Below are 26,051 nucleotides of genomic sequence, written 5' to 3'. Positions count from 1 at the left end.
TAACCAATGCTTTACAGATGTTTGATGTAAAACCTTAAGGTTTCGTCGTGAACGACTAAACAGTTAAAGGGTCTATTTCTAAACTCCTTAACTGATCAGCATTACCGAATGAGCGGGCTTTTTATATGAGTTGGGATTTTTAATCAGGTCTCACTTGCTCGGAAAATTCTGAATTTTTCAGTATATAGTCGATTTCTTCTTGGGCCGCCACACGCATTTGTTCTCTTAGTGCATTGATGGTCTGTTCAATCACCGTTTCTGCCTCCAGTTCCAGACGCAAACGCACACTCTCTAATTCAGATAAAATGGTGTGGTCTTCAATCTGGATACGACCTTGGGCAAAGTAAAAACTATGCTCAGGATTTTTCTGATAACGGGCAACATAGTGCTGCATTTCTGTCTCTAGACTGAGGTTTATGTCAGCGAGGGCTTGGGTCTGCTCAGTAAATTTACGCTGTTCATCCTGATATAACTGTGCAATCGCAGCCTGCTCTGCAGCACGTTTATCGGCCAGGGCCTGTTCGAGTGCCAGCTGTCTGCGAATACGTGCAGCCTCAATCAATTCAGCCTTGCGCTGCGCATAGGCTTCTTCAATCTTGCGTTCAGATTCCTGCTGTAAGCGCTGATCACGAATCTGCCATTCTTCTAAAGAGGTTTCAGGCTTTAAAATGTCACAGATCCGAGAGAGGTCATCGATAAAGGTCTGACGTACAGCTTCTGGCACATTTAACCAGCGCTGTTTAAAATCTGGACCTACATTTAATGCCACATGCCTCTCCTTGTGGGTGATATCGGTTAAAGCTTATGGGTGTTGGGCTCAATACCTAAACGACGATATTGTTTGAATTTTTCACGACCCAGCTGTTTAGCCGTTTCATGGTTTTCAATGATCTCAATAATGTGACTAAATTTTGCGTAAGGTTCAAGTGCTTCCGGATTAAAATTGAAAATAATCCAGTCGGACTGTTCAGGCAATGTTGCCGAAATACACACGCTCGCCTCAGGCTGATCAATGCCATGCGGAATGAAACTCGCGGGATCAAAGCTCCACAGGCGTTCATCCAGCTGCTGCTGCAAGGCTGCATCGGCACATAGTAACCAGATCCGCGCCGGCTGGCGCAGAATCTTGCGGCATAAACGACAAGCACTTTCGACTTGTCGTTCAGGACTTTTTTCAAATAAATAAAAGCTGACCTTAGCCATTCGTTTGAACGCGGTTGGCCAGGAACTGCATCAATAATGGCACTGGACGCCCAGTTGCGCCTTTATTGGCACCTGAGTTCCATGCTGTACCTGCAACATCCAGATGTGCCCAGCGATATTCACGGGTAAAACGTTGCAAGAAGCAGGCTGCAGTGACAGAACCAGCTTTTGGGCCACCGATATTGCCAATATCGGCAAATGGTGAATCGAGTTGTTCCTGATAGTCATCTATGACCGGCATACGCCATACCCGGTCAAATGAATGCTGGCCGGCAGTTTCCAGTTCTGCTGCCAATTTATCATCTGGTGTGAACAGACCTGTCAGCACGGAACCCAAAGCCACCACACATGCACCGGTCAAGGTCGCAATATCAATCACCAGAGCAGGGTTGAAACGTTTCACATAGGTCAGGGTGTCACATAACACCAGACGACCTTCGGCATCGGTATTCAGGATTTCAACCGTTTGACCGCTCATCGTCGTGACGATATCACCTGGACGAGTGGCTTTACCAGAAGGCATATTTTCTGCTGCGGCAATGGTTCCTACCACATGCAGAGCTAAGCGGGACTCACACAATGCACGCATGGTACCCAGTACAGAGGCTGCACCGCACATGTCGTATTTCATTTCATCCATACCTGCGCCAGGTTTGAGTGAAATACCACCGGTATCAAAGGTAATGCCTTTACCGACCAGTACCACTGGCGCTTCACTACGCTCTGATTGATATTCAATGCTGATAATACGACCCGGACGCTCTGAACCCTGGCTGACTGCAAGGAAGGCACCCATGCCTAAATCTGCCATCTGTTGTTCATCCAGTACCGTGACTTTCAGTAAATCCGGATATTCAGCAGCCAAGGCGATGGCCTGATCTGCCAGATATTCCGGGAAACAGATATTGCCCGGACGGTTGCCCAGATCACGTGCCAGGTTTTGCCCGCTCTGTACTGCTTGAACCAGTTGCAGCTGTTCTGTCGTTAAAACGCTATGCGTGGCAATCAGGTCGATCTGTTCAAGTACAAATTCATTCTTTTTCGACTTATATTCATCATAACCATAGCTGGCTTGAGTCAAAGCCAGAGCAAACAGATAATGCAATTCTTGTGGAAGTTGTGTCAGGTCTACAGAAATCTGTTTGAATTTTTTTTGAGTGGCCTGAATAATAGTCTGGGCAATTTTTGCGAGTTTTGCTGGTTGCAATTCAGCGACTTTGCCTAAACCGATCAGTGCTGCATGGCTGGACTGGCTGACTTGGCCAATCAGGCTCAGACTTTCAGCCAAAGCTGCTTTGAACTGAGATGCTTCAATTAATCTGTCTAAATTGTTGATTTGATAGGTTGAGGTGGTATTTTGAAGTTGTTCTGAGTCAACTAAAATCAACAAAGATTGACTTGATCCATTCTCTGGGAATGACGTATTAATTGTAAGTTTCATATTCTGTTTTCACGCCTGTCTAGATTTGTAAATCATTCAGTCATTGAACCATTTATCTGAATAGAGTTTCAATGGGTAGGGCCGTCTAGGTTTTATATTTTTGCTATTCGGGTAAACTAGCACTCGTTTTATAGACCTTATTTTGGAAGAATTAATTTGATTATTCGGCGTTATCTGGTCAAGCAAGTTGTCTCGACATCCTTGGTGGTGATTGCCTTATTGACCTTGATCATGATGGGTGGCCGACTGATCAAGTATTTTGGTGTCGCAGCGCAAGGCCGTCTGGATGCAGGCATTTTATTTAGCATCATTGGCTACCGTTTGCCTGAGTTTTTGACCTTAATTCTTCCGCTCGGTTTCTTTATTGGCCTGATGCTGGTATTTGGCCGTTTATATGTCGACCATGAAATGGCGGTGATGAATGGCAGTGGTGTCAGCCGGCATCAATTGGCGCGCCTTCTGGTGCCGATGACCTTGGTGTTTCTCATTGCCCAAGCCGGCTTGATGCTCTGGGCAGCGCCATGGGGAATCCGCCAGTTTGAAGCGCTGACCACCAGTCAGGCGGTACGCACCGGCTTTGATCTGGTACGACCCAAAGAATTTATTTCCTCTGGCCCCTATACCATTTATGCCGGTGATCTGTCCGAAGACCGTAAAAACTTAAAAGATATTTTCTTCTATCAGCGAGCAGAAAAACCCGGTAAACCGGATGTGATGATTCTGGCCCAGGAAGCCACCCGCATTGAGGTGCCAAATGATGCGGCCAATGTGGTCGATCTGATTCAAGGTCGCCGTTATGAAATCTATCCGGGCACTCCGCAATATACCCAGGCTGAATTTGCAAGCTATCGTCTGCGTTTAGAAAATGATGAGGAAGCACAGTTTGCCAGTGCTGAAGTTGAAGCCCTGCCAACCTCGCAATTGTGGCAGAACCGTCAGGATCCTGTGGTGGCCAGTGAATTAGGCTGGCGGGTATTTGTACCATTTGCGATTCTGATTGCTTTGATTCTGGCCGTGGCCTTGTCTGAAGTGAGTCCGCGCCAAGGTCGTTATCTCAAGTTATTTCCGGCGCTCATGATCTTTGCCAGTCTGATTGTGGCGTTAATGGCCGTGAAAACCCGGATCAGTAAAGAGGAAATGGGGATCTGGGCTTATCCATTGATCCTGATTGCTTATGCGATGGCGGGTGCCTTGTTCTCACGTAAACAGAATTTGGCCCCGAAAATCAAGAAACAGATTCAGCGAGTGAGGTCTTAATAATGTTGGCACGTCGTATAGTTGCAAAACATGTGACCCAAACCACTGCGCTGGCGATGCTGGGTGCAACCGCTGTGTTGGCGGGTTTACAGGTGTTATTTACTTATCTGGGTGAGCTGGGTTCACTAAAAGAAGGTTATGGCGCCTGGGATGCCTTGAAATATGTGCTCTGGGGTGCTCCGAATTATCTTTATGAAATTCTGCCGATCTCGGCGCTGATCGGTGCGGTTTTAGGTTTGGGCACATTGGCCTCAAATAGTGAACTGATTGTGATGCGTTCGATCGGGATCAGTCTGTGGCGGATTGTTGGCTGGGTGATCCGTTCAGCATTACTGCTGGTGGTCTTGTCATTTGCCTTAAGCGAGTGGGTGATTCCCTATACCAATGAACAGGCCAAGAGCGTAAAAAGTTCGAGTAAAGCCGCACAACTGGGCGAAGTGCGGGGTTACTGGACCCGGGAAGGGCAGCGCTTTATTTATATTGATTATGCCAATTCGCAAGGTCAGCTGAAAAATGTGCAGATGCTGGATTTTGATGAAAATTATCGCTTACGCGGCACCTTGCAAGCGGATCAGGGTGAATTCGTCACAGATGGCTCCTGGACATTAAGCAATACCGAGCAGTTCGATATTCTGCAAAATGGTAGTGCTACCCTGATCAAGCAGGAACAGCAACCTTTGGCACTGGCATTACAGCCAAAATATGTGCATATGGTCACCATCGATCCTGAAGACTTGTCACCGAGCCAACTGATCAGTTTCACAAGTTATATGCATGAATATAGTCAGGTGCCAAAAACCTATCAACTGGCTTTCTGGCAGAAACTCGGTTCTCCTTTTGCCCTGATTGCACTGGTGGTGATTGCCTGTTCATTTATTTTCGGGCCGCTGCGTCAGCAATCCATGGGTTTTCGTCTGGTGATTGCCTTATTTGCCGGTCTGGGCTTTTTCTATCTACAGGATTTCCTCGGCTATGCCAGTCTGGTCTATGCGCCATCTCCGGCATGGTTTGTCTTTATTCCGATTCTGATCATGTTCGGTATTGGGGGTTACCTGCTGCATCGGGCACGCTAAGACCCAGGAAAATAGAACAAATCAATCGCGATGAGCGGCTTAAACCATACTCTGGTCATGGCCTCTTTTTGCAAACTTCGCTAAAATAGAGCGATTAATTCGTAGACGAACAGAGTATTTCATTATGACGGATGCAACTGCTGGCAAAATCCCTCACGTTTTGGTGATTATGGATGGTGTGGGTCATCGCGAAGCGGTCGAAGACAACGCGTTTTTAGCAGCTAAACGACCAAATTTAACTGCAATGCAGGACAAGCATCCGCATGGTTTGATCTCGGGTTCAGGCGAAGATGTTGGTCTGCCAGATGGCCAGATGGGGAACTCGGAAGTCGGACATATGAACCTCGGTGCAGGTCGTGTGCTGTATCAGGATTTTACCCGGATTACCAAAGACATTCGTACCGGTGATTTCTTCAATCATGAAGTACTCGTCGATGCGGTGGAGAAAGCCAAAGCTTCAGGTGGTGCAGTGCATTTGCTCGGCCTTTTATCTCAAGGCGGTGTGCATTCGCATGAAGACCATATTGTTGCGATGGCTGAACTGGCACTCAAACGTGGTGTCAAAGTTTATTTGCATGCTTTCCTGGATGGTCGTGATACGCCGCCACGAAGTGCCCAACCGTCATTGGAAAAACTGGATGCGCTGTTTGCACAATATCCGGGTCAGGGTCGTATTGCCAGCATGATTGGTCGTTACTTCGCGATGGATCGTGACAACCGTTGGGATCGCATCGAACAGGCCTATCGTTTATTGACTGAAGGCGAAGCGGCCCGTACAGCTGCCACCGCAGTTCAAGGTCTGGAACAGGCTTATGCCGCAGATGAGTCGGATGAGTTTGTCAAAGCCACCCGCATTGGTGAGCTGGCAAAAATTCAGGATGGTGATAGCGTGGTCTTCATGAACTTCCGTGCTGACCGTGCCCGTGAAATTACCAAAGCCTTTGTTGAAAAGGACTTTGCTGGATTTGCACGTAAAGTGGTGCCGAACTTAGCCAAGTTTGTGATGTTGACGCGTTACCAAGCAACGATTGATGCGCCTGTGGCCTATATGCCAGAAGCGTTGGTCAACTCGATTGGTGAATACCTGTCAAATCTGGGTAAAACCCAATTGCGTATTGCTGAAACTGAAAAATATGCACACGTGACGTTCTTCTTTAGTGGCGGTCGTGAAGATGAATATCCGGGTGAAAAACGTATCCTGATTCCATCACCAAATGTAGCAACTTATGACCTCAAACCGGAAATGAGTGCTTATGAAGTGACTGATGAGCTGGTCGCTGCGATCAATTCAGGCGAATTTGACCTGCTGGTGGTGAACTATGCCAATGGTGATATGGTCGGTCATACCGGTGTTTTTGATGCCGCAGTGAAAGCGGTCGAAGCGGTCGATACCTGCTTAGGCCGGGTTTATGAGGCGGTGATGGCGCAAAAAGGTCATATGCTTATCACTGCCGATCATGGTAATGTAGAGCAGATGCAGGACTATCACAGTGGTCAGGTGCATACTCAACATACCACTGAATTGGTTCCATTTATTTATGTAGGTCCAACTCAGGCCACGATCGCAGAAGGTGGCGTATTGGCAGATGTCGCACCAACCTTATTAAGTCTGATGCAAGTTCCAGTCCCTGCGGAAATGCAAGGTCGCAACCTGATTGAACTGAATCAATAATTTTCGATAAGATTTTAAAGAAAGGTAAAAAATGGCAACAACACATTGGAAGTCTGTCGTTATACCATGCTTACTGATGTGTTTGAGTCATTCGGCCTGGGGTGCGGGCTCAAAAGAGCCGGCATTCGATGATATGGAAATGGATGGTCAGGTCTATACTGAAATTCCTGTGGCATCCATTCAAGAATTTGTACAAATTTACGGCATCGTCAAAGACAATTATATTCAAGACAAAAATGAAGACGCCTTGTTCCAACAGGCAATCCAAGGGCTAGTCAGTGGCTTAGACCGCTATTCGCGTTATTTGTCTCCTGAAGATTATAAGCAGCTACGTGAATATACTGAAGGTGATCTGGCCAGCATTGATTTCGATCTGCAATTTAACTCGCAGATGAAGCAATGGATGGTGCAGGGATTGAGCGCCGATGCCGACTCTGCCAAGCAGGGACTGCGTAATGGTGTCACGGTCTATAAAATTGATGATCAGGTACTGAGTAGCCTGAATCAGGAGCAGGTGCGACAGTTATTGAGCGGGGCGGTCGGCTCTACGCTGAGCATACAGCTTTCCCCGCAAAGTCCGGTGGTTCGTCTGGTAAGGAATACCAAGCTCGATACTGAAATTAAATCCAGTCTGCACAATAATCAGGTACTGGTATTGCAGGTCAAAGTTTTCCAGCAAGATACAGCCAATGAAATCAAGCGCCTGATTGAAAGCTATTCTGACAGACGCTTAAAAGCGGTGATGTTTGATCTACGCAATAACCCGGGTGGCTTACTTTCTGCCGCAGTAGAATCGGCCGATTTATTTTTGAATCAGGGTGTGATTGTCTCGACCCAAAGCCGTTCGGAAGGCAATCAGCAATTTCAGGCGCTGCCAAGTTTTGAATTTCAGAATCTGAAAGTGGGCGTTCTGATTAATAACCGTTCAGCTTCGGCAGCTGAAGTCTTTACGGCAGCATTGAAAGAACATAGCCGGGCTTGGGTGGTCGGTGAGCAAAGCTATGGCAAAGGTGTGGTACAAAAGCTATTTCCACTGAGTAATGGTTCTGCTTTACAAATGACAGTGGCACAATACTTCAGTCCGAGTGGTCAGATGATTGAAGGGCGGGGCGTGCAGCCACATTTCAGTTATCCGTTTAAGCAGGAAATGCGTGAGGAGAGCTATCTGGAACACGTCACAGACCTGCTGCTCCTGCAAAAATAATTATTCGTCTTCCTCAGTATCCAGTCCGAACTTTTTCAAACGATAGCGTAGGGAGCGGAATGACATACCGAGCTTTTTCGCGGCCAGTGTGCGGTTCCAGTGCGTTAGATTCAGCGCATTGAGTAGAACTTCTTTTTCAATCTTTTCTAAATATAGCTCTAGGCCTTCTTCTGGGAGCTTTCTCGGGGCAATCAGGGTGTCAGTCGCAATAATCTCGCTCGTGAGCGTATTCATCTCCTGAGCGCTATTAAGAGCCTGACGTAACGGTGCACTTTGCAGATGCTGAAGATCAATCCGCTCTTCATCACTCAAGGTAATTGCACGTTCCATAATATTACGCAATTCACGTACATTACCCGGATAATATTGTTCCAATAAAAATTCTTTACTACGTTCTGTCAGTTTTTTATTGGCAATGCCCCATTCCTGGCAAATCTTCTGAATAAAATGTTCGGCGAGTAAGAGAATATCCTGACTCCGTTCACGCAGCGGCGGTAAAGTCAGATCCATCACATGAATACGGAAATATAAATCCTGACGGAATTTGCCTTGTTGTACCAAGGCTTCCAGATCCTGATGAGTGGCACTGATGACGCGGAAATCCACATCAATTTCAGTATCTGAACCGAGGGGACGAATACGTTTTTCCTGTACGGCACGTAACAGTTTGACCTGCATAGCAAGTGGTAATTCGGCAATTTCATCCAGAAACAGGCTGCCGCCATGTGCCGATTGAATCAGCCCCTGTTTGTCCTGAGCGGCGCCAGTAAAGCTGCCTTTCTTATGCCCAAACAGTTCGCTTTCCATCAGTTCAGTGGGAATCGCACCACAGTTAATTGCAATAAATGGGCCTTCATTACGGTTGCTCAGGCGATGGACCAGATTGGCCACCACTTCCTTGCCAGTTCCCGATTCACCAGTAATAAAAACCGGTGCCTGTGAGCGGGCAATTTTTTGTAAGGTAATACGTAAGTGCTGAATCGGTATCGATTGCCCAATCAGCATTTTATGTTCTAAAGCATCATTTGGATTATTATGGGAATAATCCACCGGTTTATTCAGTGCTTTTTGTAGCAGCTGTTCCAGATGTTTCTGATTGATCGGTTTGCTGACAAAGTCAAAGGCACCGGCCTTGAGTGCAGCAATCGCGATTTCCATGTTGCCATAGGCGGTCAGAACCGCGACCGGAAGTGCAGGATAGAGATGACCAATCCAGTCCAGTAACTCCAAACCATTGCCATCGGGCAGGTTCAGGTCAGTTAAACAGGCATCATATTGATGATCTGCAAGATATTTTTTAGCATCTTGCAGACGATGTGCGATGTGCGTACGAATCCCCATCCGCAGCAACGACATTTGCATGAGGGTGCATAAATCTTCTTCATCATCCACCAAGAGCACCAGTGGCTGTTGTTCCACACTCATTTCCCTTAAACCCCTTTATACCGTAATACGTTGGCAGCTAATGCGAAAGCATGCGCCCTGTTCTTGTTGTATATAGTTTAATTGTGCCTGATTTGCTTCACAAAAACTATGTGATAAGTACAGTCCTAATCCGGTTCCACTAATCGAGGTACTGAAAAAAGGTTGAAATAATAGGGCTTGGTCGTGTATGGCTACACCTGAGCCGAAATCCCGGATATCAATCCAGACCCGATGTTCATAGGGATGTATATTCAGCTGAATGTAATTGGCATCTGCTGAATTGTGACGGATGGCATTGCGAAGCAGGTTAATCAGGACTTGCCGGAACTGCGCTTCATCGAACTGAATCAGCAGCGGCACATCAATATTAAATTGAATCTGATCGCAAATATCGGCCAAATCTTCCTGGATAAATAACGGGATAAATTCATTGAGATGAATCGGCACCGGATGGGTTTCTTTATTTTTGACCATATTCAGCGTGTCCTGAATAATCCGGTCGATCCGGGTCGCCTGTCGGCCAATCATCTGGTTGAGTACTTGTTGTTGTTCATTGTCAGAGTCAAGGTATAAATCATTGGCCTGCACAATAGCTGCCAATGGATTACGAATTTCATGCGCAATACTGGCTGAAAGCTGGCCCAGTGCAGCAAGCTTGAGTTGCTGCACCTGTTGATTGAGTTTTTTGGCATCCTGTAACACCAATAACATCAGGGTTTGATGCGGCACAATCAGCTTTTGTACCTGTACATGAATGTTATAGCGACTTTGCTGTGATTCAAATTGAAAACGCTCGCCATTTTCCAGCGTTTCAAACTGGATCAGTTCAAATAAATCTGGTTGTGACTGGTAGAGGGTAAATTTCTCATGCGCAAATTTTGCTTCGATCCCGAGCAGTGTACAGGCCGCAGGGTTACTCAGGACCACATGATAATTTTCATCCAGCACCAGATAACCGGTTTCGATCTGTTCCAGAATATAACGGTTAATATTCTGTAAGCGATAAAGTTCCAGAGATTGCGAAAAGTTCAGGTTTTCCAGAATCTGAAAACGGCGCACCGCAATTTGCCCGGTTCCATAGACCACAAAGAACAAAAAGGCCAGCAGGGCACTATTACTGATATTGCTTAAGGAAGAAAATGCAAAAATACTGCCGATAAAATGTTGATATATGACACTAATCACAGCAATCAGCGTGACCACCAAAGCTTTTTTTGCATCCAGCAATAACGATGCGGAAAAGATGGTAATCACAAACAGCAAACCAATTTGCAGATTAGGCCCGTCACTTGCCAAAGTCAGTAAACTTAAGACGCAGACATCGCTAAAGAAAATCATAATCAGCTGCGGCTGGATCAGGCGTCTGATCCATTTCAGTGCGAACAGCTGCGCTGTATTAATGGCAACACCGATTCCCAGCGCATAATAATACAGTTGTGGATATTGATAATCGCCGGTTAGCTCGGGGTAGGTCAGCAGAAAAATCAGCAGCAGGCCAGTGCTGATCAGCAGGCGATACGCACTATACCAGATCCCTAAATGATACTGATTGAGTTCAGAATAATTGGTTTTTTGTGCCATATGCAGCGCGACTCGCCAAAGGCTAAGGTTTAATCAGCCCATAGCGCATGGCCAGATGCGTCAGTTTGACATCACTATCGATATTCAGTTTTTCAAAAATCCGGTAACGGTAGGTATTTACGGTTTTAACACTGACAAAGAGTTTGTCGGCAATTTCCTGAGCGCTGATACAATTCACCACCATCATTGCCACTTGCATTTCACGTTCAGAAAGTGCATCAAAAGGCGATTGTTGTGTATCAGAAAGGTAAGAACTGGCCAACTGCTCTGCAATATCAGCACTGAAATATTTACCGCCTTGCATGACTTTATTGATGGCGCGAACCATTTCCGAAATCGGCGCCCCTTTGGTAATATAACCTTTGGCTCCGGCTTTTAATAACAGCGAAGGATAGGGTTCTTCTGCCAGACCGCTGACAGCCAGTACTTTGGTTTCAGGGGCGCTCTGAAGCAGACGACGCGTGGTTTCTACGCCACCAATGCCCGGCATATTCACATCCAGTAAAACCACATTCGGATGATGCTGACGAACCAGAGAAATCGCTTCTTCACCAGATTCAGCCTGTCCAATCACCTGAACCTCCGCATGGTCTTCCAGCATTCTGCAAATTCCAGTACGTACTAATTCATGGTCGTCCACAACTAAAACTGTGATCACCTACGCTCTCCCTCTGTTAAAAAAATCATTTTTTTGTTACATAAAGCAAAATAAGCTTGCAATGAAAGTACAAAATTAGCAATCCTATTCGCAAGATAAAATCTGAAACTTATCACACAGTGTCAAGATCAAAAAATGTTCTGCAATGTGTTTAAATGTAAGGCATATTAGAGGTAATACGCAAATCAATCTTACCTCTGTTAGTTGAGTGAAGAAATAGTGAAGAAAATAAACAAGTCTTTAAGGCATGTATTGGGCCTGTCCGTGTTAGTCAGCATGAGTGCGACAAGTTTTGCTGAAATCATTATGAATTCTGGCACGACAGAGGGCGGATCCAGCATTAGTTGGTCTTCTGAGGAAGTCAATCAGCTGATGAGTGATGATTTCCGTGTGGCTGCTGATGAGCCTTCGCCACCCGGTTCAGCCACCGTGACCACGACCTTGCGTCAGAGTGTACCGAGCACCCAGCAGTCGGTCAGTGTTCAGCAACCAGCAAAAACAACACAGATTTTTGATACAAACAGTTATAGCAATCAACCCTCTGTAAATGCCCGTGCTGCATTGGTTATGGATGCGCAAACCGGTGAGGTACTGTTTAGCAAAAACACCAATACCGCTTTGCCGATTGCATCTATTACCAAATTAATGACAGCAGTGGTGATTTCCGATGCACGTTTAAACATGTCAGAAAAAATCACGCTGCAACAGGCTGATTTCTCTTGCGCAGGTTGTAAAAGCTCAAGCTCGACCTTACGTGCTGGCGATAGCATGAACCGTGCCGAAGCTTTATTGTTTGCTCTAATGAAGTCTGAAAACCCGGCAGCTGCAGCCTTGGCGCGAACGTATCCAGGTGGTCGCAGTGCATTTATTGCAGCGATGAACAGTAAGGCCAAGGCCTTAGGCATGAATTCATCCCGCTTTATGGAATCAACCGGCTTACACCCTGGAAATGTGGCATCAGCACGTGATTTGGGTATTTTAGTGAATACCGCTTCTCAATATGGTTTGATTCGTCAATTCTCGACCACACCAAGCTATGACTTTAACTTGGGTTATCGTGTACTGAAATCGAATAATACCAATGCACTGGTGCGTAACGGCGGCTGGAATATCAATATTTCTAAAACCGGTTTTATTAATGAAGCAGGGCGCTGTGTGGTGATGCATACGACCCTGAATAACCGTCCGGTGGCAGTGGTACTGTTAGGTGCAAATAGCTCACAGGCGCGTACCAATGATGCGACCCGTTTGATGAGCTGGGTGAGCCAGCAACCAAAACGAATCTAATCTCTGCGCTCATAAAAAACCCTGCGAATGCAGGGTTTTTTATTCTGGCTGAAATTACATGTTCGACAGAATAGAGTCTTTTACCTGAGCCATGGTTGCGTCGATAGACAGCATCACCGCATCGGCACATTGTTTGATCGCGGTATCTGGATCTTTTAGACCATTACCGGTTACGGTACATACGATTACTGAACCTTCAGCGATTTTACCTGCTTTGATATCACGGATTGCACCGCCAACAGACGCAGCAGATGCAGGTTCTACAAACACACCTTCATACATCGACAGCAGACGTTGTGCTTCAAGAATCTCAGCATCCGTCAGTTCATCAAACCAGCCGTTTGAATCACGAACGACAGCTTTGGCATGATTGAAGCTTTGCGGATTACCAATACGAATTGCAGTTGCAACAGTTTCCGGATTTTCTACTGGACCACCACGCAGGAACGGAGCAGCACCAGACGCTTGGTAACCTGCCATGATTGGCAAGCCAGCCGGTTTAGGACCAGTGAAAGCATCGGTTTCAGCATCGTAAATCACTTGCTCAAATTCTTCTTTCGACTGATTGGCCACCGCTTCGGTATAGCCCATCCAGTGTGCAGTGATATTACCTGCGTTACCCACTGGCAGGCAGTGGTAATCCGGGGCACGACCTAAAGCTTCAACGATCTCGTAAGCAATGGTTTTTTGACCCTGCAGGCGGTACGGGTTGATTGAGTTTACAATCGTTACCGGTGCCTGATCTGCAACTTCCTTCACCAGACGCATGCCGTCATCGAAGTTACCACGAATTTGCATGGTGATCGCACCATACATCATCGCTTGCGCCATTTTACCCATGGCAATTTTGCCTTCCGGGATGAGCACGAATGCTTTGATACCGGCACGAGCAGCGTATGCAGCCGCAGCAGCAGAAGTATTACCAGTGGATGCACAGATGATGGCTTTAGAGCCTTCTTCAACGGCTTTGGTCACTGCCATAGTCATACCGCGGTCTTTAAATGAACCAGTCGGGTTTAAGCCCTCGTACTTCACATAAATTTCAACATCTTTACCAATAATGCGTGGAATATTCTCAAGCTTGATCAGGGGAGTATTACCCTCACCCAAAGAGATCGCACGAGTAGTTGCAGACACTGGTAAACGGTCGCGATAGCGGTCAACTAAACCAGTATAACGATTGGCATTCGACATGATGATGTTCCAATTGTGTGTAGAGCTTGGCAAGGGGAAATACTCCCCTTAACCCGATTAATTATCAAGCGATTCTAAACGAATTCGTACAATTTCGCCATGAATGACGGGTAATGCTTGAATTTGTGAGAGCGCTGCATCCATTTTTGATTCGACGATAGGATCGGTCAGAATCACGATCGGAATAAGGTCTTTTAAGCGAGGTTGCTGCATGATGGCATCAATACTGATTCCGGCACGACTGAGGATCGTGGTGACATCGGCAAGCACGCCCATTTGATCTTCGGCATTAATACGGATGTAATAGCCGGTGGTCATTTGTTCACGACTCAAGATCGGTAAATCGGTCAGGGCTTCAAAGGCCAGTTGCGGAATGGTTCCAGCACCGTCTTCGGTATAAATGATATCACGGACAATATCCACCACGTCTGCGACCACAGCAGAAGCCGTTGGGCCTGCACCCGCACCTGCGCCGTAGTACAGCGTTGGGCCAACCGCATTGGCTTGTACCAGTACGGCGTTTTTCACGCCATTGACGTTGGCAATCAGTTCTTCTTCAGGAATCAGGGTTGGATGAACACGGAGTTCAATCCCGGCATCGGTGCGGCGTGCAATTCCCAGGTGCTTGATACGGAAACCGAGGTCTTCTGCATATTTCACATCTTGTGCAGTGACTTTGCCAATACCTTCAGTAAAGACTTTGTCGAACTGAAGTGGAATACCAAAGGCACATGACGCCAGAATAGTCAGTTTATGTGCAGCATCAATGCCTTCCACATCAAAGGTTGGATCGGCTTCGGCATAACCCAGTTCTTGCGCTTCTTTGAGCACGTCTTCAAAAGCACGGCCTTTTTCACGCATTTCGCTGAGAATGAAGTTCCCCGTACCATTGATGATGCCCGCCAGCCATTCAATCTTGTTGGCCGCCAGACCTTCACGAATCACTTTAATAATGGGAATACCGCCAGCCACTGCCGCTTCATAGGCAATCTGCACGGCGTTGTCTTCAGCCGCTTTAAACAGCTCATTCCCATGTTCAGCCAAGAGTGCTTTGTTGGCAGTGACAATATGCTTGCCATGTTTCATGGCTTCCATAATAATTTCAAAAGCAGGATGAATCCCGCCCATGACTTCGACCACCACGTCTACGTCAGGTTGACGCACGATGTCCATTAAGTCTGCACTTTGTTTCACTGATGCAGGTAGGTCCAGATCAGGACGTGGACGACGGGTGCCTACATAGGTAATTTCAATTTCACGACCGGTGCGACGTTTAATCTCAGCAGCATTTTCTTTTAATAGTTTCAAGGCACCACCACCTACAGTACCAAGACCGAGGATAGCCAGACGAACTGGTTTCACGTCACACTCCAAATAAACAGTTTTTTACGAGAACCTAGATCATAGCTAAAAAAACGCCATGACTCTAGGGTCATTTCAGAATATCTTTATCTATAAAATAAAGTTAAATAACGTATTAAAATGAGTTATTTAAGTCGCTTCAATAATTCAGCGCTAGACAGATATCCGCCGAGGTAAACCCCTTCCGAACTATAAATGGCAGGGGTGCCATTCACACCCATATTCAGGCCCATGTGATATTGATCTTGAACAGGATTTTCACATTTCTCTGCACTAATCTGTGCGCCGGCAATGGCCTGATCAAAAGCACTATGACGGTCAGCACTACACCAGATTGCTTCCATGGCCGGCATATGCTGTTCACCACGCGGCCAGGCGATATAACGAACTTCAATACCTTTACTATTCATTTCATCCATTTGTTCATGGAATTTATGGCAATACGGACAGCTGACATCGGTAAAGACATAGACCACATGCTTGGCCTTGCCTTTGGCCGGATAGATCAGCAGATCTTCTGCTTTCAGTTCGGCAAAGAGTTTGTTGTTGACCCCAGCTTGCAGGTTTTCACTGACATTATGCAGCTGTTTATCACCGAGTCGGATCACGTCGCCCTGAATCAGGTATTTACCATCGCTGGTGACATAGACCGCAGACATGCCTTCCAGACTGACCCAGAACAGGTTCGGAACTTCGGTGGCTTTAATATCGGTAATTTTGGCACTGATCCCCGCAGTTTTGAAATGCTTTTCCAAGGTAGAGACCAGACGCTGTTGTGCATTGCGTTCGGTCAGGGTAGAGGCTTCTCCCGTTGCTGGTGCACTTGCAGTCAGTGTATCTTGCTTTTTAGTGTTGTTATCGGAATTGGAACATGCGCTAAGCCCCAAACCAGCAGCAAGTGTACAAGCCATAAAAACTTTTGAGCGGGCAAATGTCATAAATAACCCTTTTCTTCTTGGACTAAAAACAGAGCATTAGCATAACAAAAAAAAATACAAACACGTCAAACTTCTCAGTTTATTCCATATGTAGATGTTTTAAGCCCGTGGATGATGCGCTGCATGCAGCTGCTGCATCCGCACTTGCGCGACATGGGTATAAATCTGGGTGGTCGACAGGTCACTATGTCCAAGCAGCATCTGTACCACACGTAAATCTGCGCCATGATTGAGCAGATGCGTCGCAAAGGCATGCCGCAAGGTGTGCGGTGACAGCTCGGATGCAATCCCGGCCTGTAAAGCATAGCGTTTAATCGCATACCAGAAATTTTGCCGGCTCATGATGCCGCCATGCTGAGTCAAAAACAGATAATCGGTTGAGGTCTTATACAGTTGTGGACGGGCTTCATTCAGATATTTTTCCACCCATTCACAGGCCATCTGTCCCATCGGTACCAGCCGTTCTTTATTGCCTTTACCGACGATGCGTAAATAGCCCTGTTTTAAGTTAATCAGTTCCAGACGTAAGTTAATCAGTTCAGTGACACGTAAACCGCAGGCATACAGCACTTCAAACATGGCACGGTCACGCAGGCCTAAAGCAGTATTGATATCGGGGGCATCAATCAAGGCCTCAACATCGGCTTCAGACAAATCTTTGGGCAAGGCACGGCCAAGCTTCGGGGTTTTATGCGCTGCCACCGGATTATCACTACGCAGCTTCTGTTCACGCAGAAATTTATAAAATGAACGCAAGGCTGACAGACAGCGGGCAATTGAGCGTGGGCTTTTTTGCTGTTTGGTCAGTGCAATCAATACATCGGAAATATCGTCATGGGTCCATTCTGGCAAAGGCTTGCTCAGACATTCTGCACATTGCAGCAAATCAGATAAATAGGCATTTCGGGTGTGTGGACTGACCGTTTGCGCAATCAGATAATCACGAAAACCCTGTAAATAGCTCAAGGCTTCAGGAATTTGAACCGGGGCGGGAATACGGGGTTTTTTATTCAGCATAGGGTGCAAGGATCTGATCTGAAAAAGCGATGAATTTAATAGGTATTCTCCACTGTAGTTTAATTTCACCAGACTGTCGATGTGATATAAAAACTAATTCAGCATGTAATCAATCTTATTTGTTAATTATTCTCATTTGTTTGTATACTGTACAAAATAGTTCAGGAATTTCACGGTGCGTTTGTCTGATTTAAAAGCAAAACAAATTGCCATCATTCGAAAAGTGAGTCGAACAACTGATGGTGAAAGTGCTCTACACGATGTCGTCGCGAGTCGTTTGGAAACTCTAGGCTTTGTGCCGGGTACGAAGGTACAGGTGATTACGAAAGGTATTTTTGGTGGAGATCCCATTTTGATTCAAGTTGGATTTACCCGTTTTGCTTTGCGTAAATCAGAAGCAGCCAAAATTGAAATCGAACAGGCGGTGTCGGCATGAGTGATACATTACGTATTGCCCTTGTCGGTAACCCTAATTGCGGTAAAACTTCATTATTCAACCATTTAACCGGAACACGCCAAAAAGTTGGTAACTATGCGGGGGTCACGGTTGAACGTAAAGTCGGTACGTTTCAGCTTGCTTCAGGCAAAGCGGTGCGGGTACTGGATTTGCCAGGGACTTATAGTCTGGATGCGACCAGCCCGGATGAAGAAATCACCCGTAATGTGGTGCAAGGTAAAATCGCAGAAGAACAGCAGCAGGATGCATTCTTATGTGTGGTAGATGCCACCAACCTGAAGCTGCATCTGGGTCTGGTACTGGAAATGATTGCCCTGGGTCGTCCGGTTCTGGTCGTACTCAACATGATGGATGAAGCACGCCGTCGTGGCATGCAGATCAATACCCAGAAACTGTCTGAACGTCTGGGCGTGCCCGTGGTGGAAACTGTAGCGGTACGCAGTTCAGGCATTGAAAACCTGAAGAATGCCTTGGATCAGGGAAAATTCTCGGTACCGCAGACTGAATTGAGCGGCCTGAAAGGCGATACCCATCAGCAAGTGGCAGCCATTCTGAGTGATGTGGTCAATTTCATTGATCAGGAAGACAAACGTACCGATTTTCTCGACAAGATTTTTTTGCATCCGGTACTGGGTCTACTTAGTCTGGCGGTAATGATGTTTGTGATTTTCCAGGCAGTATTTGCCTGGGCCGCACCCTTCATGGATGGCATCGAAACCTTCTTTGGCTGGCTCGGGGAGTTCCTGGGTGAATATATTGCGCATCCCTTGCTCAACAGTCTGGTGGTGGACGGGATTATTGCTGGTGCCGGCGGGGTGGTGGTATTCCTGCCACAGATTCTGATTCTGTTCTTCTTTATTCTAGTCTTGGAAGAATCAGGTTATTTACCACGAGCAGCCTTCTTGCTCGATAAGCTGATGTTTAAAGCGGGCCTGTCAGGCCGTGCCTTTATTCCGTTATTGTCCAGCTTTGCCTGTGCCATTCCCGGCATCATGGCATCGCGTACCATCAGTGATCCGCGAGATCGTTTAACCACGATTTTTGTGGCACCATTGATGACCTGTTCAGCACGTTTGCCGGTATATGCCTTGCTGATTGCAGCTTTCATTCCACAGCAAACTGTCTGGGGTTTTATGAACCTGCAAGGTCTGGTGTTATTTGGCCTGTATATGGCGGGTATTGTCAGTGCTCTGGCGGTGTCTTTTGTACTGAAATTTTTCCATAAAGATAAATCCCAGCACATGCTGTTGATGGAGCTGCCAAGCTACCGTTTCCCGGATCTGAAAAACGTCTGGATCGGCTTGCTGGATCGCGGCAAAATCTTCTTGAAGCGGGTCGGCGGCATCATCTTTGCCTTATCGATTGTACTCTGGTTCCTGTGCACCTTCCCGCAACCCCCAGAAGGTGCGACTTTGCCGGCGATTGATTATTCACTGGCAGGTATGCTCGGTCATCTGATGCAGCCAATCTTTGCACCGCTCGGTTTTAACTGGCAGATCTGTATTGCCTTGATTCCAGCCATGGCAGCACGTGAAGTGGTGGTTGCTGCATTGGGCACTGTCTATGCACTGTCTGCCGTAGATGACGATGCAATGTCCGAAGGTCTCTCTTCACTCATCAGTAGTGGTGGTGATCTGGGCTGGTCAGTGGCGACAGGTCTGTCTTTACTGGTGTGGTTTATTTATGCACCGCATTGTCTGGCAACTTTGGCGACAGTCAAACGTGAAACTGGTTCCTGGAAAACGGTCAGTATCATGACGGTTTACCTGTTTGGTTTGGCATATTTCATGTCATTCCTGACTTATCAAATTGCTTCATATTATTTGGGCTAATCTCAGGTTGGCCTCGGCCCGTTGAGCTTGCCTGAGTATATGCATGGGAGATTGAGATGATTGAAATTCTGATTGTGGCGGCACTGGTGCTGTGGAGTGCGCTGGTGGTATTTAAAAAGGTGTTTCCGAACACCTCTCACTCAGTCTTCCAGAAGCTGTCTGATGCCTGCGCAGCAAAAGGCTGGACGCGTCTGGCCAAATGGCTGCAACCGGCTATGGCTGCAGGCTGTGGTGGCAACTGTGCCTGTCCGGTGTCGGAGCAAAGTGCACAGGAAAAGCCGGCCCAGCAAGCGGTCAAATGGAAATAAGTTCCTTTTTTGCTGTGATTTTAAAAACCGTCATGAGCATGACGGTTTTTTTACGCATGGACACAAAAAAAATATGCAGAAAGCTCAATCAGAAAAGGCATTCAAAACAGCAAAGTGCTACCATTTCGTCAGTTTCAAAATAGACCAAAATATGGGGCGAAAATGTTAATACAACGTGGTGGGTTAAAAGTCGTTGCAGGACTCGGAATATCAGGTGTTGCAGCAGTCAATTTCTTACATGACCAGGGCTACCGCGTTGCAGTAACGGATTCTAGAGCCATCCCTCCGGGACATGACCAGATTCCGGCCGAAGTCCAGACCAGTTTCGGCCAGTTTGATGCCGAGCTGTTGCTGTCTGCAGAAGAAATCGTGATCAGTCCGGGACTGGATCCAAAATTGCCAGAAATTCAGGCGGCGATGGCGCAGGGTATTCCTGTGGTGAGTGAAATCCAGATTTTACGCCGTGCTACGGATAAGCCCATTGTCGCGATTACCGGTTCCAATGCCAAAAGTACAGTGACCACTTTGATTGGCTTAATGGCAGCCGATGCTGGCAAAAAAGTCGCGGTCGGTGGCAATCTGGGACGTCCTGCACTGGATTTAACCAAAGATGATCCTGAGTTATATATCTTAGAATTATCCAGTTTTCAGCTGGAAACTACTTCAAATCTGGCGGCTGAAGTGGCGGTGGTACTGAACATGAGTGAAGATCATCTGGATCGGCATGGCGATATGATGGGCTATCACACCGCCAAGCACCGGATTTTTCAGGGTGTGAAAAAAGTGGTGTATAACCGGGATGATTCTTTGACCCGTCCTTTGGTGCCAGATGTGACGCCGATGCAAAGTTTTGGCCTGAATGCACCCGATATGAACCAGTACGGGATTCTTAAAGATACCGATGGTGGCATCTGGTTGGCGCGTGGTCGTGAACGTCTGTTAAAAAGTACCGAGATGTATATGCAGGGCACGCATAATGTTGCCAATGCCCTGGCTTGTCTGGCACTCGGTGAAGCGATTGATTTGCCATTGGACAGCATGCTAAACACTTTAAAAACCTTCAAAGGTCTGGAACATCGCTGCGAATTTGTCAAAGCAGTGCAGGGCGTACGTTATTATAACGACTCCAAAGGCACCAACATCGGTGCAACCTTGGCGGCTCTCGATGGTCTCGGTATGGCGATTGAAGCCCAAGGTGGCAAAGTTGCGATTATTCTCGGTGGACAGGGCAAAGGACAGGACTTTAAGGCTTTGCGTGAATCATTGAGTAAATATGCCAAGATTGCAGTGCTGATTGGTGAAGACCGTCCGATCATCGAAGCAGCGATTAGGGGCACGACTGAGCTGGTTCATGCAGAGAGTTTGCAGCAGGCCGTAGAAATCTGCCAAAAGCACACCCAGGCAGATGATGTCGTGCTATTGTCTCCTGCATGCGCAAGTTTTGATATGTTCTCGGGTTATCCTGAGCGTGGTCGCAAGTTTGTTGCGTATGTGAATGAACTCAATTAAGAATAACAAGGATTCGTGATATGGCTGGGTTTGCTCAGACTACGATCAATAAACTAAACCAATTTTATAGCCAGTGGGTACCCAAGCTCCCCGCTGAGCTAAATCCACGGAATGTACTAATTTTCTGTGTATTGGCTTTACTGTGTATTGGTTCGATCATGGTGGCATCGGCCTCGATGCCTTATGCTGAACGTATGCATGAAAATGCCTTTCATTATATTAGCCGCCATGGCATTTCGATTTTTGTGGCAGCAGTAGCCGCCTATCTAACCTATAAAATTCCCTTAAAGGTCTGGTTTAATAACACCTTCTTTTTGTGGATTATTACCATTGTACTGTTGGTGGCCGTGCTGGTGGTCGGGACTGAGGTCAATGGTTCCAAGCGCTGGATTCGGGTGGCCGGATTTACCTTGCAGGCCTCGGAAGTGGCGAAAGTGATGATGGCGATTTTTACCGCGGACTATGTGGTACGCCGTGCGGAAGAAGTCCGGAACAATATTAAAGGTTTGGTTCGTTTAAGTGCGATTATGGGTGTGACCGTCGGTTTGATTATTCTTGAGCCGGACTTGGGGGCAACCGTAGTAATTACCTTGACCATGCTTGGCGTGTTTTTCCTCGCGGGTGCGCCGTGGATTCAGTTTGGTGTGGCCTTTATGACCTTGGTCGGTGCATTTGCCGCAGCGATTTTATTAGAGCCTTATCGCTTGCAGCGTTTGATGTCTTTTTCAAATCCATGGGAAGATCCACTGGGTAGCGGTTATCAGCTCTCGAATGCACTAATGGCCTTCGGCCGTGGTGAGTGGGCCGGGGTTGGATTGGGGCACAGCATTCAGAAAATGTCTTATCTGCCTGAAGCGCATACTGATTTTATGCTGGCGATTTTAGGTGAGGAATTTGGCTTTTTAGGTATTGCGACCATCCTGATCCTGTCTTTTACCATGCTGGTCTGCTGTATCCGGATCGGACATCGTGCCTTGCAACATCAATATCTACGCGCCGGCTATCTGGCCTATGGGATCTGTATCATTTTCCTGTTACAGATTCTGGTGAATGCCGGTATGAATATGGGCGTGTTACCGACCAAAGGTTTGACCCTGCCATTTATTAGTTATGGGGGTTCATCATTGATTATCTGTGCGGTGATGATCAGTTTAGTGCTGAAAATTGATTCGACCACTCGGCAGGTCAATCCAAGCCGGGAAGAATCAAGCTTCTAGATTGGAGTTGGACCCGGGCTCCGGCTGAGCATGGTCAAGCACTGTGCTCGGCATTGCAGTTCCGCAATTGGAACAGGTCACAAAAGCAGTTTTAGGCTTGGAAAGTGGAATCAATGGAATAAAAAACAAAGAAAAATAATGACGTTGCTGTTTCAGCTCATAGCCTGTACGGGTTCGGCAGACTGGACACAGGAACTGGCTCTTTTCAATAGTTTTGGTTTTAGGGCCGAATCCAAAAATAAAAAACATCTGCTTTTCCTCTCTGATTTTAATTCTAGAATTCTAGCTTAAGCCAAAACAGGTTTTTATTGATAACAACCTTGTAGCGCTGTTGTATGTGGAATCCGTTCAATGTTCCATTGCGCAACCGCCTGTTGCAGCATGCGTTGTGGCGTATCCAGATCAACTTCAGCCTGATGCAAAGCATTAAGTGCCTGTTTTAAGAGTTGTGGGGCCTGACTTAAATCCAGTGCTTGGGCCAGATTCTGTTTTGAGAGTTTTTGTCCCTGATCATTCATCGCCAGGGGTAGATGCATATAATTCAGACGCGGATAACCGAGCAACTGCCCCAGATAGATTTGCCGTTCGGTATTGTCCAGCAGGTCAGCACCACGTACCACATGGGTCATGCCTTGCAGATAGTCATCGACCACTACCGCCAGCTGATAATTAATAATCCCGTCACGACGTTTTAAGACAAAGTCTCCCAGATCTTTCTTCAGCTTTGAGCAGTGTCGACCTTGTAATTGATCTTCAAAACAGATTTCGATATCTTCGACTTTTAAACGGATCGCTTGATTGTCGAATGCCAGAGCTAGGTCACGGCAGGTATCCTGATAGATATGATTGGAACCGAGCATTTTACGGGTACATTGACAGGCATAAACCAGACCCTGCTGACGTAATTGTTCGATCACATCTGCATAAATATCTAAACGGTCTTTCTGGAAAATGATTTCGCCGTCTGGCTCAAGCTGAAAGGCGTCCATGGCACGCAAAATATGCTCTTCACTGCCCGGATAAATGCGCGGAATATCGGTATCTTCCACCCGAACCAGCCATGTGCCGTGGTTGGCTTTGGCATCGCAATAACTGGCAACTGCGGTAATGAGGGAGCCAAAATGCAAAGGGCCGGTTGGCGATGGCGCGAACCGACCCACATAAGCCATCCTATTGTCCCCCTCCTTTTTTAAAGGAGGGATTAGGGGAGGATTATTCAACAGCATCATTAACCGTTATTTTGCTTCTCTTTGATCTCTGCAAGGGTTTTGCAGTCAATACATAAAGTAGCCGTTGGACGTGCTTCTAAACGACGCAAACCAATTTCGATGCCACAAGTTTCACAGAAACCATAGTCATCATTCTGGATCGCTTCGATTGACTGTTCGATTTTACGGATCAGTTTACGTTCACGGTCACGGGTACGCAGCTCAATTGCAAATTCTTCTTCCTGAGTGGCACGATCGTTGACATCAGGCAGGGCAGTATTCTCATCTTGCATCGTATTCAGCGTACGATCCACTTCTGACATCAACTCGGCTTTCCAGGCCAGCAAAATTTGGCGGAAATGCTGAAGCTGACCTTCAGACATGTATTCTTCATTTTTTTTAGGTTGATAAGGTTCAATACCAAATAAGCTAGCAGTAGAACCACCGTCAGTCGTTTTAGGCTTAGATTTGCGTACGCGCTTTGCAGCTTTCTCTTCTACAACATCAGTTTGATTGTCTAAGACTTGATTTTGGTTGTCATTCGCCATTTAGGGCATTCCTCATCATATGCGTATGATTGCTACGCAAAAAATATGGTGATATGCAATTTTTATCCACCCTGTAGAAGGATTATCCTCCTGTGGGGGCCGTCATCATATAGACTTTTTATGCTTATTGATAGTCTTTGATGTCTGGACTATGCATATCACATTTCCTTTGGTTGCAATAAAGTAATGCAAAAAAAACAAATTGAAAAGTTAATAACCTGAAATTTCAGTATTAATATTTTGCTGACTCAATGCCACCCGTTCAATATAGGTATCAAACTCACCATTTTGTTGCAAATGTAATACACGATAACCGGGCGCCGCCTGATCTAGCGCGAAATCCTGGCTTTTAGGTTTGAACTGCACACTGGTCGATGGCGTGGATAAAAAATAGATACCATGCCATTCATTACAGGAATCCTGATGCACATGACCAAACAAGACCAACTTTATATTCTGGTGCCGTGCCAGGACATCTTTCAGATCTTCGGCATTTTTAAGCCGGTGCTGGTCAATCCAGTGCGATTTCATCGCAAAAGGGTGATGATGACAAGCGATGATGACATGCTGATGCTTAAACTCAAGCAATAATTGGTTCAATTGATCAAGCTGAGCTTGTTCCACCCAGCCATCAACCTTGCCTTGAACCGCACTATTCAACAAAATCATGGTCCAGCTACCAAAATGAATCGCATGTACCTGATTGGCATTCTGATGAAACGGAAAGATCCGGGTGTCATCATGATTACCTGGAATTTGATAATGCGGCACGTTTAAGAACTGGATAAAGTCTAAATAACGCTGATAAGTTCGTTCCACCGGCACCTGCGCCAGATCACCGGTATGAATCAGCGCATCCATTTTGGGAAAGCGCTGCTGAATCTGCTGCATCACTTCATGAAAACTCTGCTCCGGATTCATCCGGGCAAATTCCAGCTCTTCCCGATCCATCAAATGGGTATCAGAAATCTGGATAATGGTCCAATCTGGCTGTGTGTTGATGCTTGACTGCTGAAAACTCATGTCTTTCCCCTTAGACATATTCCTGCAGTATGAATATGTTGTTGCAACCATTGCAAGGCCATAATGACAGGTGCATTTCTTAAGCGACCATTCGTGAGCAAGGACGGAATATCAGCATAATCCAGAATATGCAGCTGGATATTTTCACCTTCATCCGGCATGCCAAAAATACCGCCCTGTTCAGGCAATTCGGTCTGCGCCACATATAAATGAAATAATTCGGAACAAGCGCCCGCTGAAGGATAGAAGCTGAAAATGTGCTGCAGCTCATCCAGGGTACAGCCTGATTCTTCGAGTGCTTCGCGACGGATACACGCTTCAGGCGCTTCATCGCCATCCAGAACACCAGCAATCACTTCGAGTTGCCACGGTGAATCGACATCGTCCAGTCCGCCAATCCGGAACTGTTCAATCAGGCCAAATTTCTGCTGTTGATGGTTATAGATCAGCACACCCGCTGCTTCTGGCCGGTGAATCAGCTCACGTTGCAAAATAGGCGTCGAGCTGTCCTGCTGGAATAAACGGTGTCGCAGGCTGACTTTTTCCACCTGAATAAATCCCCGGTACAAAAACTCACGTGCCTCTATGCGAAAGTCTTTTTTATTATAAGAGGCCTGTTTAATAATATTCATATGCT

Annotated in this window: 25 protein-coding genes; 10 read left to right on the top strand and 15 right to left on the bottom strand. The window is 46.5% G+C overall.

The window, feature by feature from the left end:
- Positions 1-139: 139 nt before the first annotated feature.
- From FTU90_RS05200 to FTU90_RS05190, 3 genes are read right to left on the bottom strand one after another with little or no spacing between them, the layout of a single operon-like run.
- Complete coding sequence (locus FTU90_RS05200) at positions 140-769, bottom strand: hypothetical protein (RefSeq protein ID WP_180072001.1); 630 nt, start codon at positions 767-769, stop codon at positions 140-142.
- 26 nt (positions 770-795) lie between these two features.
- Positions 796-1,203 (bottom strand): DNA polymerase III subunit chi, encoded by a 408-nt coding sequence (locus FTU90_RS05195; RefSeq protein ID WP_005169032.1) that lies wholly within the window; start codon positions 1,201-1,203, stop codon positions 796-798.
- Complete coding sequence (locus tag FTU90_RS05190; RefSeq protein WP_005094464.1) at positions 1,196-2,644, bottom strand: leucyl aminopeptidase; 1,449 nt, start codon at positions 2,642-2,644, stop codon at positions 1,196-1,198. The genes FTU90_RS05195 and FTU90_RS05190 overlap by 8 nt, the downstream gene beginning before the upstream one ends.
- A gap of 156 nt (positions 2,645-2,800) precedes the next feature.
- Between FTU90_RS05190 and lptF the strand changes: the two genes are divergently transcribed.
- From lptF to FTU90_RS05170, 4 genes are all read left to right on the top strand, one after another.
- Positions 2,801-3,901: an LPS export ABC transporter permease LptF gene (gene lptF / locus FTU90_RS05185; protein ID WP_180072000.1), complete on the top strand. Its 1,101-nt coding sequence runs from the start codon at positions 2,801-2,803 to the stop codon at positions 3,899-3,901.
- Positions 3,902-3,903: 2 nt separating this feature from the next.
- Positions 3,904-4,974 (top strand): LPS export ABC transporter permease LptG, encoded by a 1,071-nt coding sequence (gene lptG, locus FTU90_RS05180; protein WP_005094459.1) that lies wholly within the window; start codon positions 3,904-3,906, stop codon positions 4,972-4,974.
- Between the two features lie 124 nt (positions 4,975-5,098).
- Positions 5,099-6,646 (top strand): 2,3-bisphosphoglycerate-independent phosphoglycerate mutase, encoded by a 1,548-nt coding sequence (gene gpmI / locus FTU90_RS05175; RefSeq protein ID WP_159138525.1) that lies wholly within the window; start codon positions 5,099-5,101, stop codon positions 6,644-6,646.
- Positions 6,647-6,677: 31 nt separating this feature from the next.
- Positions 6,678-7,850, top strand: a complete 1,173-nt coding sequence (locus FTU90_RS05170; RefSeq protein ID WP_180071999.1) for a S41 family peptidase — start codon at positions 6,678-6,680, stop codon at positions 7,848-7,850.
- Here the strand turns inward: FTU90_RS05170 and FTU90_RS05165 are convergent, their stop codons facing one another.
- Genes FTU90_RS05165 through FTU90_RS05155 form a run of 3 tightly spaced genes read right to left on the bottom strand, consistent with a single transcriptional unit; the run spans position 7,851 to position 11,514 of the window.
- Entirely contained in the window at positions 7,851-9,275 is a 1,425-nt protein-coding gene (locus FTU90_RS05165; RefSeq protein ID WP_159138527.1) for a sigma-54 dependent transcriptional regulator, read from the bottom strand.
- A 15-nt stretch (positions 9,276-9,290) separates the two neighbouring features.
- Complete coding sequence (locus tag FTU90_RS05160; RefSeq protein ID WP_005169018.1) at positions 9,291-10,856, bottom strand: PAS domain-containing sensor histidine kinase; 1,566 nt, start codon at positions 10,854-10,856, stop codon at positions 9,291-9,293.
- A 22-nt stretch (positions 10,857-10,878) separates the two neighbouring features.
- Complete coding sequence (locus FTU90_RS05155; RefSeq protein ID WP_005108454.1) at positions 10,879-11,514, bottom strand: response regulator; 636 nt, start codon at positions 11,512-11,514, stop codon at positions 10,879-10,881.
- 219 nt (positions 11,515-11,733) lie between these two features.
- Between FTU90_RS05155 and FTU90_RS05150 the strand changes: the two genes are divergently transcribed.
- Complete coding sequence (locus FTU90_RS05150; protein ID WP_141667085.1) at positions 11,734-12,801, top strand: serine hydrolase; 1,068 nt, start codon at positions 11,734-11,736, stop codon at positions 12,799-12,801.
- Between the two features lie 54 nt (positions 12,802-12,855).
- On the opposite strand, the gene thrC is transcribed toward FTU90_RS05150, so the two are convergent.
- The 4 genes from thrC to xerD form a co-directional block, all read right to left on the bottom strand.
- On the bottom strand, positions 12,856-13,995 hold the full coding sequence (thrC, locus tag FTU90_RS05145; protein ID WP_005094446.1) for a threonine synthase: 1,140 nt from the start codon (positions 13,993-13,995) through the stop codon (positions 12,856-12,858).
- A gap of 57 nt (positions 13,996-14,052) precedes the next feature.
- Positions 14,053-15,357 carry a homoserine dehydrogenase gene (locus tag FTU90_RS05140; RefSeq protein ID WP_159138528.1) on the bottom strand — a complete coding sequence of 435 codons (1,305 nt, stop codon included), beginning with the start codon at positions 15,355-15,357 and terminating at the stop codon, positions 14,053-14,055.
- Positions 15,358-15,482: 125 nt separating this feature from the next.
- Entirely contained in the window at positions 15,483-16,295 is an 813-nt protein-coding gene (locus FTU90_RS05135) for a DsbC family protein (protein WP_100357778.1), read from the bottom strand.
- Between the two features lie 99 nt (positions 16,296-16,394).
- Complete coding sequence (xerD, locus tag FTU90_RS05130) at positions 16,395-17,312, bottom strand: site-specific tyrosine recombinase XerD (RefSeq protein ID WP_100329426.1); 918 nt, start codon at positions 17,310-17,312, stop codon at positions 16,395-16,397.
- Between the two features lie 175 nt (positions 17,313-17,487).
- Between xerD and FTU90_RS05125 the strand changes: the two genes are divergently transcribed.
- The 5 genes from FTU90_RS05125 to ftsW all read left to right on the top strand — a co-directional run bounded on the left by FTU90_RS05125 (position 17,488) and on the right by ftsW (position 22,635).
- Complete coding sequence (locus FTU90_RS05125; protein ID WP_004281065.1) at positions 17,488-17,748, top strand: FeoA family protein; 261 nt, start codon at positions 17,488-17,490, stop codon at positions 17,746-17,748.
- Complete coding sequence (locus FTU90_RS05120) at positions 17,745-19,601, top strand: ferrous iron transporter B (protein WP_159138529.1); 1,857 nt, start codon at positions 17,745-17,747, stop codon at positions 19,599-19,601. Before FTU90_RS05125 ends, FTU90_RS05120 begins: the two co-directional genes overlap by 4 nt.
- A 56-nt stretch (positions 19,602-19,657) precedes the next feature.
- A complete protein-coding gene (locus FTU90_RS05115) occupies positions 19,658-19,909 on the top strand; it encodes a DUF6587 family protein (protein ID WP_159138530.1) in 252 nt (83 codons plus the stop codon).
- 162 nt (positions 19,910-20,071) lie between these two features.
- The gene (gene murD / locus FTU90_RS05110) at positions 20,072-21,418 is read left to right on the top strand and encodes a UDP-N-acetylmuramoyl-L-alanine--D-glutamate ligase (RefSeq protein ID WP_159138531.1); all 1,347 of its coding nucleotides are present in this window, start codon (positions 20,072-20,074) and stop codon (positions 21,416-21,418) included.
- 20 nt (positions 21,419-21,438) lie between these two features.
- On the top strand, positions 21,439-22,635 hold the full coding sequence (gene ftsW, locus FTU90_RS05105; RefSeq protein ID WP_005094435.1) for a putative lipid II flippase FtsW: 1,197 nt from the start codon (positions 21,439-21,441) through the stop codon (positions 22,633-22,635).
- Here the strand turns inward: ftsW and FTU90_RS05100 are convergent.
- From FTU90_RS05100 to FTU90_RS05080, 5 genes are all read right to left on the bottom strand, one after another.
- Positions 22,624-22,884 carry a zinc ribbon domain-containing protein gene (locus tag FTU90_RS05100; protein ID WP_005094432.1) on the bottom strand — a complete coding sequence of 87 codons (261 nt, stop codon included), beginning with the start codon at positions 22,882-22,884 and terminating at the stop codon, positions 22,624-22,626. The genes ftsW and FTU90_RS05100 overlap by 12 nt on opposite strands.
- A gap of 56 nt (positions 22,885-22,940) precedes the next feature.
- On the bottom strand, positions 22,941-23,861 hold the full coding sequence (gene gluQRS, locus FTU90_RS05095; protein WP_257222385.1) for a tRNA glutamyl-Q(34) synthetase GluQRS: 921 nt from the start codon (positions 23,859-23,861) through the stop codon (positions 22,941-22,943).
- Positions 23,862-23,863: 2 nt separating this feature from the next.
- Positions 23,864-24,391: an RNA polymerase-binding protein DksA gene (dksA, locus tag FTU90_RS05090; protein ID WP_004281072.1), complete on the bottom strand. Its 528-nt coding sequence runs from the start codon at positions 24,389-24,391 to the stop codon at positions 23,864-23,866.
- Positions 24,392-24,601: 210 nt separating this feature from the next.
- Positions 24,602-25,414 carry a metallophosphoesterase gene (locus FTU90_RS05085; protein ID WP_005168991.1) on the bottom strand — a complete coding sequence of 271 codons (813 nt, stop codon included), beginning with the start codon at positions 25,412-25,414 and terminating at the stop codon, positions 24,602-24,604.
- The gene (locus FTU90_RS05080; protein WP_034608353.1) at positions 25,411-26,046 is read right to left on the bottom strand and encodes an NUDIX domain-containing protein; all 636 of its coding nucleotides are present in this window, start codon (positions 26,044-26,046) and stop codon (positions 25,411-25,413) included. The genes FTU90_RS05085 and FTU90_RS05080 overlap by 4 nt, the downstream gene beginning before the upstream one ends.
- Positions 26,047-26,051 lie beyond the last annotated feature (5 nt).

The sequence above is a fragment of the Acinetobacter sp. YH12200 genome, assembly GCF_013418175.1.
In the GTDB taxonomy this organism is placed as follows: Bacteria; Pseudomonadota; Gammaproteobacteria; order Pseudomonadales; family Moraxellaceae; genus Acinetobacter; species Acinetobacter pseudolwoffii.
This window is presented reverse-complemented; position numbering and strand designations above follow the sequence as displayed.